Source organism: Pseudomonas sp. H3(2019) (assembly GCF_007713465.1).
Taxonomy (GTDB): domain Bacteria; phylum Pseudomonadota; class Gammaproteobacteria; order Pseudomonadales; family Pseudomonadaceae; genus Aquipseudomonas.
The window spans coordinates 19,326-32,942 of sequence record NZ_VMSG01000016.1 but is presented as its reverse complement, the minus strand read 5'-3'; the positions used below and the strand labels follow the sequence as shown (position 1 = coordinate 32,942).

Sequence of the window (13,617 nt, the reverse complement as noted above, 5' to 3'; positions counted from 1 at the left end):
CTCAAAACGCCCCCTAGTGGGGCGTTTTGCTATCCGTCATTTTTATCTGGATATCGAATCATGAGCACTCCTCGTGAAACCATTGCCGCCGTCGCCACTGCTCAAGGCCGTGGCGGTGTCGGTATCGTCCGTATTTCCGGTCCGCTGGCGAGTGCTGCGGCGAAAGCCATCAGCGGGCGCGAACTGAAACCGCGATTCGCCCATTACGGCCCGTTTCTCAGTGAAAACGAGGAAGTGCTGGACGAAGGCATCGCCTTGTATTTTCCTGGACCGAATTCGTTCACCGGCGAAGATGTGCTGGAACTCCAGGGCCACGGCGGTCCGATCGTTCTGGATATGTTGCTGCAGCGCTGCCTGCAATTGGGTTGCCGTCTGGCCCGGCCGGGTGAATTCAGCGAACGCGCCTTCCTCAACGACAAACTCGACCTGGCCCAGGCCGAAGCCATCGCCGATTTGATCGAAGCGAGTTCTGCACAGGCTGCCCGAAATGCACTGCGTTCGTTGCAAGGCGCATTTTCGCAGCGTGTGCATAACCTCACCGAGCAATTGATTGCACTGCGGATCTATGTTGAGGCGGCAATCGACTTCCCTGAAGAAGAAATCGATTTCCTTGCCGATGGCCACGTGCTGAAGATGCTCGATGCGGTGCGCGATGAGTTATCCACCGTGTTGCGTGAAGCCGGGCAGGGCGCATTGCTGCGTGACGGCATGACCGTGGTGATTGCCGGTCGTCCTAACGCCGGCAAATCCAGTCTGCTCAACGCATTGGCCGGCCGTGAAGCGGCAATTGTTACCGAGATTGCCGGCACGACCCGGGACATCCTGCGCGAACATATCCACATCGACGGTATGCCGCTGCATGTGGTCGACACGGCTGGCTTGCGCGACACCGAAGACCAGGTCGAGAAAATCGGTGTGGAACGGGCATTGAAAGCCATCAGCGAGGCAGATCGGGTGTTGCTGGTGGTCGATGCCACTGCGCCTGAAGCGCTCGATCCTTTTGCCTTGTGGCCTGAATTCCTCGAACAGCGCCCGGATCCGGCCAAAGTGACCTTGATCCGCAACAAGGCAGACCTGACCGGTGAAGCGATAGCGCTGGAAGTCAGTGAAGATGGCCATGTCACCATCAGTCTGAGCGCCAGGTCAGCAGGTGAAGGCCTGGAGTTGCTGCGCGATCATCTCAAGGCCTGCATGGGCTATGAGCAAACCTCGGAAAGCAGCTTCAGCGCCCGCCGGCGTCACCTGGAAGCCCTGCGCCATGCCAGTGCTTCACTCGAACATGGCCGCGCGCAGCTGACCTTGGCCGGTGCCGGAGAGCTGCTGGCTGAAGATTTGCGTCAGGCACAGCAGTCGCTGGGTGAAATTACCGGCGAATTCAGCTCCGACGATCTGTTGGGCAGGATCTTTTCCAGCTTCTGTATCGGTAAATAACCTCACCTCTCCCTCCGTAGGAGCCGAGCTTGCTCGCGAGGCGGCGTGTCAGACACGCCGTGTTGCTTAAATCGCAGGCAAGCCAGCTCCCACCAATCCGTGTATCCCCCCAGATTTTTCGCATTGCCGAGCGGCATCGACCGCTTCGGTGGTTTTTCCGTGGGCGGAATTTGCCCTATTCAGCGCTTTTCTGTGGATTAAGCCCTGTGAATAACTGCCACTGAGCACAGTTGATAACAGGGCCTCAAAACTGAGGAAAATCACCTCTGTGGATAACCACCCCTTTAATCCACAGGCTTACACCGGTTATCCAAGGGCCTCATCGGCACATGACCACAGGGTTTTGAATCGCTGTACACATTGAAAATAAAGGGCTATATGAATCTATCCACAGAAAGGTAGCGCAGTAGAAATAAACATAAAAACAAAGATTTAATAAATTTCTCTCTTTTTAATTTCTATTACCCCGACTTCTCCACAGCTGGTTAAATTTTGTGCAAAGGGTTCTTTAGGAAGGGCGAAGTCCCTATACTTGTCGACCAGGTCCGAAAACCTGAGCTCAAACTATTCCTGATTACCCAACTGAAGCAGGCACGAGGTGCGTGGTGGATTTCCCTTCCCGTTTTGAAGTGATCGTCATCGGCGGCGGTCATGCCGGTACCGAGGCAGCACTTGCATCAGCACGTATGGGGGCAAAAACCCTGTTGCTGACGCATAACGTGGAAACCCTCGGAGCAATGAGCTGCAACCCCGCGATTGGCGGGATCGGCAAAAGCCATCTGGTCAAGGAAATTGATGCCCTTGGCGGTGCGATGGCCATGGCGACCGATAAAGGTGGTATTCAGTTTCGCGTCTTGAACAGCCGCAAAGGCCCAGCCGTGCGCGCTACTCGCGCCCAGGCCGACCGCGTTCTGTACAAGGCCGCTGTACGCGAGATTCTCGAGAACCAGCCGAACCTGTGGATATTTCAACAGGCGGCCGACGACCTGATCGTCGAACAGGAACAAGTGCGTGGTGTTGTCACCCAAATGGGCCTGCGGTTCTTCGCGGATTCAGTGGTGTTGACCACAGGCACCTTCCTCGGTGGACTTATCCACATCGGTATGCAGAACTATTCCGGCGGTCGTGCTGGCGATCCACCATCGATCGCCCTGGCACATCGTCTGCGTGAACTGCCTTTGCGCGTGGGTCGCCTGAAAACCGGTACGCCACCGCGTATCGATGGCCGTTCTGTGGATTTCTCGGTCATGACCGAGCAACCTGGTGATACACCGATTCCGGTGATGTCGTTCCTGGGTTCCAAAGAACAGCATCCCGCACAGGTCAGTTGCTGGATTACCCACACCAACGCCCGAACTCACGAGATCATTGCTTCGAACCTTGACCGTTCGCCGATGTATTCCGGAGTGATCGAAGGTATTGGCCCGCGTTATTGCCCGTCGATCGAAGACAAGATCCATCGCTTTGCCGACAAGGAAAGCCATCAGGTTTTCATCGAGCCGGAAGGTTTGACCACCCACGAGCTGTACCCGAACGGGATATCCACATCCTTGCCGTTCGACGTGCAATTGCAGATCGTGCAGTCGATTCGCGGCATGGAAAACGCCCATATCGTTCGCCCGGGCTACGCCATCGAGTACGACTACTTCGATCCGCGTGACCTGAAGTACAGCCTCGAAACCAAAGTCATCGGCGGCCTGTTCTTCGCCGGGCAAATCAACGGCACCACCGGTTACGAAGAAGCCGGGGCCCAAGGTTTGCTGGCCGGGGCCAACGCAGCATTGCGTGCCCAGGGCAAAGACAGCTGGTGCCCGCGTCGCGACGAAGCGTACATCGGGGTATTGGTCGATGACCTGATTACCCTGGGAACCCAGGAACCGTATCGGATGTTCACGTCCCGCGCCGAATACCGTTTGATCCTGCGCGAAGATAACGCCGACCTGCGCTTGACCGAAAAAGGTCGCGAACTGGGTCTGGTGGATGACGTGCGCTGGGCGGCTTTCTGCAAAAAACGCGAAAGCATCGAACTGGAAGAGCAACGCCTGAAAAGCACCTGGGTTCGCCCCGGTACGGAGCAGGGCGATGCGATTGCTGAAAAGTTCGGCACGCCGTTGACTCACGAATACAACTTGCTGAACCTGCTGACCCGTCCGGAAATCGACTACGCTGGTCTGATCTCGGTGACCGGCGCCGGTGCAGAAGATCCACAGGTCGCCGAACAGGTCGAAATCAAGACCAAATACGCCGGTTACATCGATCGCCAGCAAGATGAAATTGCTCGCCTACGGGCCAGTGAAGACACCAAATTGCCTGTGGATATCGATTACACAAACATCTCCGGTCTCTCCAAAGAGATCCAGAGCAAGCTCGGTGCGACCCGTCCAGAGACCCTGGGCCAGGCTTCGCGGATTCCGGGCGTGACCCCGGCAGCGATTTCGCTGTTGATGATTCATTTGAAAAAACGCGGCGCGGGCCGTCAATTGGAGCAAAGCGCTTGAGTTCGATGGTCACCTCGCAACACGCCGAAGAGTTATCCACAGGTGCTCGCCAGCTCGGTGTGAACCTGACAGAAACCCAGCACGCGCAGTTGCTGGGTTATCTGGCCCTGTTGATCAAATGGAACAAGGCCTACAACCTCACGGCCGTGCGTGATCTGGACGAAATGGTTTCGCGGCACCTGCTCGACAGCCTGAGCGTGATGTCCTTCATCGAAAACGGCCGCTGGCTGGATGTTGGCAGCGGCGGCGGCATGCCGGGTATTCCACTGGCGATCCTGTTTCCCGAGTCGCAAGTGACGTGCCTGGACAGCAACGGCAAGAAAACCCGCTTCCTGACTCAGGTCAAACTCGAACTCAAACTGGATAACCTGCAAGTTATCCACAGTCGCGTCGAAGCCTTCACGCCTGAACTGCCGTTCAAGGGGATCATTTCCCGGGCATTCAGCAGCATGGAGAACTTCAGCAACTGGACTCGCCACTTGGGCGATAGCGATACACGTTGGCTGGCAATGAAGGGCGTTCATCCCGCCGATGAGCTGGTAGCATTGCCGGCAGACTTCCACCTCGATAGCGAACACGCCCTGGCCGTACCCGGTTGCCAAGGCCAACGCCATCTGCTGATACTGCGCCGCACGGCATGATTGGGAACACAAGCAAGAATGGCTAAGGTATTCGCGATAGCGAACCAAAAGGGTGGTGTGGGCAAGACCACCACCTGCATCAACCTCGCAGCATCCCTGGTCGCGACCAAGCGCCGGGTGTTGTTGATCGATCTTGATCCACAGGGCAACGCCACCATGGGTAGCGGTGTGGATAAACACGGTCTGGAAAACTCGGTCTACGACCTGTTGATCGGCGAATGCGATCTGGCTCAGGCCATGCACTTCTCCGAACACGGTGGTTACCAGTTGTTGCCGGCCAACCGCGATTTGACCGCGGCTGAAGTCGTTCTGCTGGAAATGCAGATGAAGGAAAGCCGTCTGCGCAGCGCTTTGGCGCCGATCCGTGAGAACTACGATTACATTTTGATCGACTGCCCACCGTCGCTGTCGATGCTTACGCTCAATGCTCTGGTTGCCTCCGACGGGGTGATTATCCCCATGCAGTGCGAGTATTTCGCGCTCGAAGGCTTGAGCGACCTTGTGGATAACATCAAGCGCATCGCTGAACTGCTGAACCCGAACCTGAAAATCGAAGGCCTGCTGCGGACCATGTATGACCCGCGCCTGAGCCTGATGAACGATGTGTCGGCGCAGCTCAAGGAACACTTCGGCGAGCAACTGTACGACACCGTGATACCGCGCAACATCCGTCTGGCCGAAGCGCCAAGTTATGGCATGCCGGCGTTGGCCTATGACAAACAATCCCGTGGCGCACTGGCCTATCTGGCCCTGGCGGGCGAGATGGTTCGTCGTCAACGCAAAAATTCACGCATTGCCGCTGCTCAGGCAACTTAAGGAATCCCCATGGCCGTCAAGAAACGAGGTCTCGGACGTGGACTGGATGCACTGCTGAGTGGTCCGACCGTCAGTTCGCTTGAAGAGCTGGCGGTGCAGGCCGATCAGCGTGAGCTGCAACACCTGCCGCTGGACCTGATCCAGCGCGGCAAATACCAGCCGCGTCGGGATATGGATCCCCAGGCGCTGGAAGAACTGGCGCAGTCGATCAAGGCTCAAGGCGTGATGCAGCCGATCGTGGTTCGTCCGATCGGTGCCGGCCGCTTTGAAATCATCGCCGGTGAACGCCGCTGGCGCGCCAGCCAGCAGGCTGGTCAGGAAACCATTCCGGCGATGGTGCGCGATGTGCCGGATGAAACCGCGATCGCCATGGCGCTGATCGAGAACATTCAGCGCGAAGACCTCAATCCGATCGAGGAAGCGGTAGCCCTGCAGCGTTTGCAGCAGGAATTCCAGCTGACTCAGCAGCAAGTCGCCGAGGCTGTGGGCAAATCCCGCGTGACCGTGGCCAACTTGTTGCGCCTGATTGCATTGCCGGAAGTCATCAAGACCATGCTGTCCCACGGCGACCTGGAAATGGGTCATGCCCGTGCATTGCTCGGTTTGCCGGAAAATCAACAGGTCGAGGGGGCGCGACATGTTGTCGCACGCGGCCTGACCGTGCGTCAGACCGAGGCCCTGGTTCGCCAGTGGTTGAGTGGTAAACCGGCGCCTGCCGAACCCTCAAAACCTGACCCGGATATCGCTCGTCTCGAACAGCGCCTGGCAGAGCGCCTAGGCTCTGCGGTGCAGATCCGCCACGGGAAGAAGGGCAAAGGGCAGTTGGTGATTGGTTACAACTCCCTAGACGAGCTTCAAGGCGTCCTCGCGCATATCCGCTGAAACATTTCCTCATGTAGCGCGACGTTCGAAATCACTACCTGACAGTTGAATAGGGGCTGAACCGCCCCTATACTCTGCGCGCATTTTGTCGGCACAAATTATGCCAAGTTATTGAATTCTGGCAGCCGGCCTTTGAGGAGCAAAAGTGATGGAAACCCGCACGCCAAACCGCTTGCCGTTCCATCGCTTGGCGGTTTTTCCCGTGTTATTGGCACAATTTGTCGTTTTGCTGCTTGCCGCTTTGGCGCTCTGGCGATGGCATGGAGTCGTAGCCGGATACTCAGGACTCTGCGGAGGTCTGATAGCCTTGCTTCCCAATGTTTATTTCGCTCACAGGGCATTTCGGTTTTCCGGCGCCCGAGCAGCTCAAGCCATTGTCCGGTCTTTTTATGCCGGCGAGGCGGGCAAACTGATTTTGACGGCAGTGCTCTTTGCATTGACGTTCGCAGGTGTGAAGCCACTGGCGCCGCTAGCTGTATTCGGCGTCTTCGTGCTGACCCAACTGGTCAGCTGGTTCGCTCCCCTGCTGATGAGAACAAGACTTTCGAGACCTTAGGGCGTTTGAGGCAACCATGGCAGCAGAATCCGCTTCGGGCTATATCCAGCACCACTTGCAAAACCTGACCTTCGGTCAGCTACCTACCGGCGGCTGGGGCTTTGCCCACACCGCAGCAGAAGCCAAGGCAATGGGCTTCTGGGCTTTCCACGTCGATACCCTCGGCTGGTCGGTCGCGTTGGGTCTGATCTTCGTTCTTCTTTTCCGCATGGCGGCGAAGAAGGCGACTTCCGGCGTACCAGGTGCCTTGCAGAACTTCGTTGAAGTATTGGTCGAGTTCGTCGACAGCAGCGTGAAAGACAGCTTCCATGGCCGTAGCCCGGTGGTTGCACCTTTGGCACTGACCATCTTCGTCTGGGTGTTCATGATGAACGCCATCGACCTGGTACCGGTCGACTGGATCCCGCAACTGGCTGCGGCCATTTCCGGCAACCACGAGATCCCGTTCCGCGCCGTATCGACCACCGATCCGAACGCTACGCTGGCCATGGCCTTCTCGGTGTTCGCGCTGATCATTTTCTACAGCATCAAAATCAAGGGCATCGGCGGTTTTATCGGCGAACTGACCCTGCACCCGTTCGGCAGCAAGAACATTTTCGTTCAGGCGCTGCTGATTCCGGTGAACTTCCTGCTGGAATTCGTGACGCTGATTGCCAAGCCAATCTCGCTGGCACTGCGTCTGTTCGGCAACATGTACGCTGGCGAGCTGGTGTTTATCCTGATCGCCGTGATGTTCGGCAGCGGCCTGCTCTGGCTTAGCGGCCTGGGCATTGTGCTGCAGTGGGCGTGGGCTGTGTTCCACATCCTGATCATCACCCTGCAGGCGTTTATCTTCATGATGCTGACCATTGTCTACCTGTCGATGGCGCACGAAGAGAACCATTAAGACCGGCTTCGGCTAGTCTGATGTCCCTCTCGCCTCGGCGAGAGGGGGCCCGTACCGGGCTCGATGAAACGATTTGTTTTACCGCTTTAATCTAAAAAACCTAAACCATACGACGTAAAAGTCGGGAGGAAAGATGGAAACTGTAGTTGGTCTAACCGCTATCGCTGTTGCACTGTTGATCGGCCTGGGCGCACTGGGTACCGCAATTGGTTTCGGCCTGTTGGGTGGCAAGTTCCTGGAAGGCGCAGCGCGTCAGCCAGAAATGGTTCCAATGCTGCAAGTTAAAATGTTCATCGTTGCCGGTCTGCTCGACGCCGTAACCATGATCGGCGTTGGTATCGCTCTGTTCTTCACCTTCGCGAACCCTTTCGTTGGTCAACTCGCTCACTAATCACTCGGATTTTCGAGTTGAGCAAGTCTGATGGACAACGAACGAGCGAGGTGTTGGCGTGAACATTAATGCAACCCTGATTGGCCAGTCCGTTGCGTTCTTCATTTTTGTACTGTTTTGCATGAAGTTCGTGTGGCCTCCGGTCATCGCGGCTTTGCACGAACGTCAGAAGAAGATCGCGGATGGACTGGACGCTGCCGCCCGAGCAGCTCGCGACCTGGAATTGGCCCAAGATAAAGCGGGTCAACAACTGCGCGAAGCTAAAGCTCAGGCAGCCGAAATCATTGAGCAAGCCAAGAAGCGCGGTAATCAGATCGTCGAAGAGGCTGTTGATAAAGCCCGTGTCGACGCTGAACGTGTGAAATTGCAGGCTCAGGCCGAGATCGAACAGGAACTGAACAGTGTCAAAGACGCGCTGCGTGCCCAACTGGGTGCACTGGCCGTTGGCGGCGCCGAGAAGATCCTGGGTGCCACAATCGATCAAAACGCGCACGCGGAGCTGGTAAACAAACTGGCTGCTGAAATTTAAGCGAGGGCGATCATGGCAGAACTGACCACGTTGGCCCGACCTTACGCTAAGGCAGCCTTCGAGCATGCCCAGGCCCACCAGCAACTGGCCTCTTGGTCAGCCATGCTCGGCCTGGCTGCAGCAGTGTCGCAAGACGACACCATGCAGCGCGTGCTCAAGGCCCCGCGACTGACGAGCGCAGACAAGGCCGCCACGTTTATTGACGTGTGCGGCGACAAGTTTGATGCCAAGGCACAGAACTTCATCAACGTCGTTGCCGAAAACGACCGTCTCCCGCTTTTGCCGGAGATATCCGCTCTGTTCGACCTGTACAAGGCCGAACAAGAGAAGTCGGTAGACGTTGAAGTGACCAGTGCTTTCGCATTGAACCAAGAACAGCAAGACAAACTCGCCAAGGTTCTCAGTGCACGACTCAACCGGGAAGTGCGCCTGCAAGTTGCGGAGGATGCCGCCCTTATTGGTGGTGTCATCATTCGCGCCGGCGACCTGGTAATCGATGGCTCGATTCGCGGCAAACTCGCGAATCTTGCCGAAGCATTGAAATCTTGAGTTTGAAGGGGCAGCAGAGCAATGCAGCAACTCAATCCTTCCGAAATAAGTGAAATTATCAAGGGCCGCATCGACAAGCTCGATGTGACCTCCCAAGCCCGTAACGAAGGCACTGTCGTCAGCGTATCTGACGGTATCGTGCGGATTCACGGTCTGGCCGACGTCATGTACGGCGAGATGATCGAGTTTCCGGGCGGCGTCTTCGGTATGGCTCTCAACCTGGAGCAAGACTCCGTAGGTGCCGTTGTATTGGGCGCTTACCAGTCTCTGGCTGAAGGCATGAGCGCCAAGTGCACCGGCCGCATCCTCGAAGTTCCGGTGGGTAAGGAACTGCTGGGTCGCGTAGTCGACGCACTGGGTAACCCGGTTGACGGCAAAGGTCCGCTGAACAACACCGAGACCGATGCGGTCGAGAAAGTTGCTCCGGGCGTGATCTGGCGTAAGTCGGTAGACCAGCCTGTACAGACTGGCTACAAGGCTGTTGACGCCATGATCCCTGTCGGCCGTGGCCAGCGTGAGCTGATCATCGGTGACCGTCAGATCGGTAAAACCGCTCTGGCAATCGACGCGATCATCAACCAGAAAGACAGCGGCATTTTCTGCGTCTACGTAGCGATCGGTCAGAAGCAATCGACCATCGCCAACGTGGTTCGCAAGCTGGAAGAAAACGGCGCCCTGGCCAACACGATCATCGTGGCTGCCAGTGCTTCGGAATCTCCTGCGCTGCAATTCCTGGCACCGTACTCCGGTTGCACCATGGGTGAATTCTTCCGCGACCGCGGTGAAGACGCACTGATCGTTTATGACGATCTGTCCAAGCAAGCAGTGGCTTACCGCCAGATTTCCCTGCTGCTGCGCCGTCCACCAGGCCGTGAAGCTTACCCAGGCGACGTGTTCTATCTCCACTCCCGTCTGCTGGAGCGCGCATCCCGCGTTTCTGAAGAATACGTAGAGAAGTTCACCAACGGCGCAGTGACCGGCAAAACCGGTTCCCTGACCGCATTGCCGATCATCGAAACCCAGGCTGGCGACGTTTCCGCGTTCGTTCCGACCAACGTGATTTCGATCACCGACGGTCAGATCTTCCTGGAATCGGCCATGTTCAACTCCGGGATCCGTCCTGCTGTGAACGCCGGTGTTTCGGTATCCCGTGTGGGTGGTGCCGCTCAGACCAAGATCATCAAGAAGCTCTCCGGTGGTATCCGTACCGCTCTGGCTCAGTACCGTGAACTGGCGGCATTCGCCCAGTTCGCTTCTGACCTGGACGAAGCGACCCGTAAGCAACTTGAGCATGGTCAGCGCGTTACCGAGCTGATGAAGCAGAAGCAATACGCACCAATGTCGATCGCTGACATGGCGCTGTCGCTGTATGCCGCTGAGCGTGGGTTCCTGACTGACGTTGAAATCGCCAAGATCGGCAGCTTCGAACAAGCGCTGATTGCTTTCTTCAACCGCGATCACGCCGATTTGATGGCGAAGATCAACGTGAAGGGTGACTTCAATGACGAAATCGACGCTGGCATGAAAGCCGGTATCGAGAAGTTCAAGGCCACCCAAACCTGGTAAGCCGCAGCGGGAGCCGCAAGGCTCCCGCTTGCTAACCTGATAGGTGTTACATGGCAGGCGCAAAAGAGATTCGCAGTAAGATTGCGAGCATCAAAAGCACGCAAAAGATTACCAGCGCCATGGAAAAAGTGGCGGTCAGTAAAATGCGCAAGGCACAAATGCGCATGGCTGCTAGCCGTCCTTATGCGGAGCGCATCCGCCAGGTTATTGGCCATCTGGCCAACGCTAACCCGGAATATCGCCACCCGTTCATGATCGACCGTGCTATCAAGCGCGTCGGTTATGTCGTCGTGAGCAGTGACCGTGGTCTGTGTGGTGGCTTGAACACCAACCTGTTCAAGGCCTTGGTCAAGGACATGGCGAAAAACCGTGAAAACGGCGTCGAGATCGATCTGTGTGTTGTTGGTAGCAAGGGTGCGGCTTTCTTCCGCAACTTCGGCGGTAACGTCGTAGCAGCTATCAGCCACTTGGGTGAAGAGCCATCGATCAATGATCTGATTGGCAGCGTCAAGGTGATGCTGGATGCCTACCTGGACGGCCGTATCGACCGTCTGAGCGTTGTGTCCAACAAGTTCATCAACACCATGACGCAACAGCCAACTGTGGAGCAATTGATTCCACTGGTGGCAACCCCGGATCAAGAACTCAAGCACCACTGGGACTATCTCTATGAACCGGATGCCAAAGAGCTGCTTGACGGCTTGATGGTCCGTTACGTGGAGTCGCAGGTCTACCAGGCGGTGGTCGAGAACAACGCAGCTGAACAAGCGGCGCGGATGATCGCGATGAAGAACGCTACCGACAACGCCGGTGATTTGATCAGCGATTTGCAGCTGATCTACAACAAGGCGCGTCAGGCTGCGATCACCCAAGAGATCTCGGAAATCGTCGGCGGCGCTGCCGCGGTTTAACGGTTCAAATATTCAGAGGATCCAGCTATGAGTAGCGGACGTATCGTTCAAATCATCGGCGCCGTTATCGACGTGGAATTTCCACGCGACAGCGTACCGAGCATCTACAACGCTTTGAAAGTACAAAGCGATGCCGGCACCACCCTGGAAGTTCAGCAGCAGCTGGGCGACGGCGTGGTTCGTACCATTGCGATGGGTTCCACCGAAGGCTTGAAGCGCGGTCTGGAAGTCACTGACTCTGGCGCAGCCATCTCCGTACCAGTCGGTAAAGCGACCCTGGGCCGGATCATGGACGTTCTGGGCAACCCGATCGACGAAGCTGGCCCGATCGACACCGAAGAGCGCTGGGGCATTCACCGTCCTGCGCCAACCTTCGCTGAACAAGCTGGCGGCAACGACCTGCTGGAAACCGGCATCAAGGTTATCGACCTGGTTTGCCCGTTCGCCAAGGGCGGTAAAGTCGGTCTGTTCGGTGGTGCCGGTGTAGGCAAAACCGTAAACATGATGGAACTGATCCGTAACATCGCCATCGAGCACAGCGGTTATTCCGTGTTCGCCGGTGTGGGTGAGCGTACTCGTGAGGGTAACGACTTCTACCACGAGATGAAGGATTCCAACGTTCTGGACAAAGTGGCACTGGTTTACGGTCAGATGAACGAGCCGCCGGGTAACCGTCTGCGCGTAGCACTGACTGGCCTGACCATGGCCGAGAAGTTCCGTGACGAAGGTAACGACGTTCTGCTGTTCGTCGACAACATCTATCGTTACACCCTGGCCGGTACTGAAGTATCCGCACTGCTGGGCCGTATGCCTTCGGCAGTAGGTTACCAGCCGACCCTGGCTGAAGAGATGGGCGTTCTGCAAGAACGTATCACTTCGACCAAGGAAGGCTCGATCACTTCGATCCAAGCGGTATACGTACCTGCTGATGACTTGACTGACCCGTCGCCAGCGACCACCTTCGCCCACTTGGACGCCACCGTCGTTCTGTCCCGTGACATCGCTTCCCTGGGTATCTACCCAGCGGTCGATCCACTGGACTCGACTTCGCGCCAGCTGGACCCGAACGTGATCGGCCAGGACCACTACGACACCGCTCGCGGCGTTCAGTATGTTCTGCAGCGTTACAAAGAACTGAAGGACATCATTGCGATCCTGGGTATGGACGAGCTGTCGGAAGCCGACAAGCAGTTGGTAAACCGTGCTCGTAAGATCCAGCGTTTCTTGTCGCAGCCGTTCTTCGTGGCTGAAGTCTTCACTGGTGCATCGGGTAAATACGTTTCCCTGAAAGACACCATTGCTGGCTTCAAAGGCATCCTCAACGGTGACTACGACCACCTGCCAGAACAAGCGTTCTACATGGTCGGCGGCATCGAAGAAGCGATCGAGAAAGCCAAGAAACTGTAATCCAGGCGCCCGGCGACGGGCGCTAATTTAGGTTGAGGCAAGCAGATGGCTATGACAGTCCATTGCGACATCGTCAGTGCGGAAGGGGAAATCTTCTCTGGTCTGGTCGAGATGGTGATTGCGCACGGTGAGCTGGGTGATCTTGGTATCGCTCTGGGTCACGCTCCGCTGATCACTAATCTGAAACCAGGTCCGATCCGCTTGATCAAGCAGGGCGGGGAAGCCGAGGTGTTTTACATCTCCGGTGGTTTCCTCGAGGTTCAGCCGAACATGGTCAAGGTTCTTGCCGACACTGTGCAACGTGCTGCCGACCTGGACGAAGCCTCCGCTCAGCAAGCCGTTCAGGCTGCCGAGAAGGCCTTGCATGAAAGAGGCGCCGAGTTCGACTACGGTTCCGCTGCCGCACGTCTGGCCGAGGCGACAGCTCAGCTGCGCACCGTCCAGCAGATCCGCAAGAAGTTCGGCGGCTGATAAGCCTCCCGCTTGTTGTGTGATTGATTAAAAAGGGTAGCCTCGGCTACCCTTTTTCTTTTTCTGCAAATTACCTCTTGGTC

At 56.7% G+C, this 13,617-nt stretch carries 14 protein-coding genes; all 14 read left to right on the top strand.

The window, feature by feature from the left end:
* The first annotated feature begins 60 nt into the window (after positions 1-60).
* The gene (gene mnmE / locus FPT12_RS16905) at positions 61-1,431 is read left to right on the top strand and encodes a tRNA uridine-5-carboxymethylaminomethyl(34) synthesis GTPase MnmE (protein ID WP_145017650.1); all 1,371 of its coding nucleotides are present in this window, start codon (positions 61-63) and stop codon (positions 1,429-1,431) included.
* Positions 1,432-2,036: 605 nt separating this feature from the next.
* Entirely contained in the window at positions 2,037-3,929 is a 1,893-nt protein-coding gene (mnmG, locus tag FPT12_RS16900) for a tRNA uridine-5-carboxymethylaminomethyl(34) synthesis enzyme MnmG (protein ID WP_145017649.1), read from the top strand.
* 5 nt (positions 3,930-3,934) lie between these two features.
* Positions 3,935-4,570 carry a 16S rRNA (guanine(527)-N(7))-methyltransferase RsmG gene (gene rsmG, locus FPT12_RS16895; RefSeq protein WP_178098792.1) on the top strand — a complete coding sequence of 212 codons (636 nt, stop codon included), beginning with the start codon at positions 3,935-3,937 and terminating at the stop codon, positions 4,568-4,570.
* Positions 4,571-4,588: 18 nt separating this feature from the next.
* Positions 4,589-5,386, top strand: coding sequence for a ParA family protein (locus FPT12_RS16890; protein ID WP_019694399.1), 798 nt, complete (start codon positions 4,589-4,591; stop codon positions 5,384-5,386).
* Positions 5,387-5,395: 9 nt separating this feature from the next.
* Positions 5,396-6,268 (top strand): ParB/RepB/Spo0J family partition protein, encoded by an 873-nt coding sequence (locus FPT12_RS16885; protein ID WP_103314861.1) that lies wholly within the window; start codon positions 5,396-5,398, stop codon positions 6,266-6,268.
* Positions 6,269-6,416: 148 nt separating this feature from the next.
* Positions 6,417-6,824 carry a F0F1 ATP synthase subunit I gene (locus tag FPT12_RS16880; protein WP_123427104.1) on the top strand — a complete coding sequence of 136 codons (408 nt, stop codon included), beginning with the start codon at positions 6,417-6,419 and terminating at the stop codon, positions 6,822-6,824.
* 16 nt (positions 6,825-6,840) lie between these two features.
* Positions 6,841-7,710 (top strand): F0F1 ATP synthase subunit A, encoded by an 870-nt coding sequence (atpB, locus tag FPT12_RS16875; protein ID WP_054594856.1) that lies wholly within the window; start codon positions 6,841-6,843, stop codon positions 7,708-7,710.
* A 133-nt stretch (positions 7,711-7,843) separates the two neighbouring features.
* Positions 7,844-8,101, top strand: a complete 258-nt coding sequence (atpE, locus tag FPT12_RS16870) for a F0F1 ATP synthase subunit C (protein WP_019694395.1) — start codon at positions 7,844-7,846, stop codon at positions 8,099-8,101.
* Between the two features lie 58 nt (positions 8,102-8,159).
* A complete protein-coding gene (locus FPT12_RS16865; protein WP_054594855.1) occupies positions 8,160-8,630 on the top strand; it encodes a F0F1 ATP synthase subunit B in 471 nt (156 codons plus the stop codon).
* Positions 8,631-8,642: 12 nt separating this feature from the next.
* Positions 8,643-9,179 carry a F0F1 ATP synthase subunit delta gene (locus tag FPT12_RS16860; protein WP_145017645.1) on the top strand — a complete coding sequence of 179 codons (537 nt, stop codon included), beginning with the start codon at positions 8,643-8,645 and terminating at the stop codon, positions 9,177-9,179.
* 21 nt (positions 9,180-9,200) lie between these two features.
* Entirely contained in the window at positions 9,201-10,745 is a 1,545-nt protein-coding gene (gene atpA / locus FPT12_RS16855; RefSeq protein ID WP_145017643.1) for a F0F1 ATP synthase subunit alpha, read from the top strand.
* Positions 10,746-10,795: 50 nt separating this feature from the next.
* On the top strand, positions 10,796-11,656 hold the full coding sequence (gene atpG / locus FPT12_RS16850; protein WP_145017641.1) for a F0F1 ATP synthase subunit gamma: 861 nt from the start codon (positions 10,796-10,798) through the stop codon (positions 11,654-11,656).
* A gap of 27 nt (positions 11,657-11,683) precedes the next feature.
* Positions 11,684-13,063, top strand: coding sequence for a F0F1 ATP synthase subunit beta (gene atpD / locus FPT12_RS16845; protein WP_145017639.1), 1,380 nt, complete (start codon positions 11,684-11,686; stop codon positions 13,061-13,063).
* Positions 13,064-13,108: 45 nt separating this feature from the next.
* Positions 13,109-13,534 carry a F0F1 ATP synthase subunit epsilon gene (locus FPT12_RS16840; protein ID WP_145017637.1) on the top strand — a complete coding sequence of 142 codons (426 nt, stop codon included), beginning with the start codon at positions 13,109-13,111 and terminating at the stop codon, positions 13,532-13,534.
* Positions 13,535-13,617: the final 83 nt, after the last annotated feature.

Excerpts from the sequence above, each read along its gene's own strand:
- FPT12_RS16880 (WP_123427104.1), top strand. The coding sequence starts at position 6,417 with ATGGAAACCCGCACGCCAAACCGCTTGCCGTTCCATCGCTTGGCGGTT.
- atpG (WP_145017641.1), top strand. The coding sequence starts at position 10,796 with ATGGCAGGCGCAAAAGAGATTCGCAGTAAGATTGCGAGCATCAAAAGC.
- atpD (WP_145017639.1), top strand. The coding sequence starts at position 11,684 with ATGAGTAGCGGACGTATCGTTCAAATCATCGGCGCCGTTATCGACGTG.
- FPT12_RS16890 (WP_019694399.1), top strand. The coding sequence starts at position 4,589 with ATGGCTAAGGTATTCGCGATAGCGAACCAAAAGGGTGGTGTGGGCAAG.
- FPT12_RS16885 (WP_103314861.1), top strand. The coding sequence starts at position 5,396 with ATGGCCGTCAAGAAACGAGGTCTCGGACGTGGACTGGATGCACTGCTG.
- atpE (WP_019694395.1), top strand. The coding sequence starts at position 7,844 with ATGGAAACTGTAGTTGGTCTAACCGCTATCGCTGTTGCACTGTTGATC.
- mnmE (WP_145017650.1), top strand. The coding sequence starts at position 61 with ATGAGCACTCCTCGTGAAACCATTGCCGCCGTCGCCACTGCTCAAGGC.
- atpA (WP_145017643.1), top strand. The coding sequence starts at position 9,201 with ATGCAGCAACTCAATCCTTCCGAAATAAGTGAAATTATCAAGGGCCGC.
- atpB (WP_054594856.1), top strand. The coding sequence starts at position 6,841 with ATGGCAGCAGAATCCGCTTCGGGCTATATCCAGCACCACTTGCAAAAC.
- FPT12_RS16840 (WP_145017637.1), top strand. The coding sequence starts at position 13,109 with ATGGCTATGACAGTCCATTGCGACATCGTCAGTGCGGAAGGGGAAATC.
- FPT12_RS16860 (WP_145017645.1), top strand. The coding sequence starts at position 8,643 with ATGGCAGAACTGACCACGTTGGCCCGACCTTACGCTAAGGCAGCCTTC.
- rsmG (WP_178098792.1), top strand. The coding sequence starts at position 3,935 with ATGGTCACCTCGCAACACGCCGAAGAGTTATCCACAGGTGCTCGCCAG.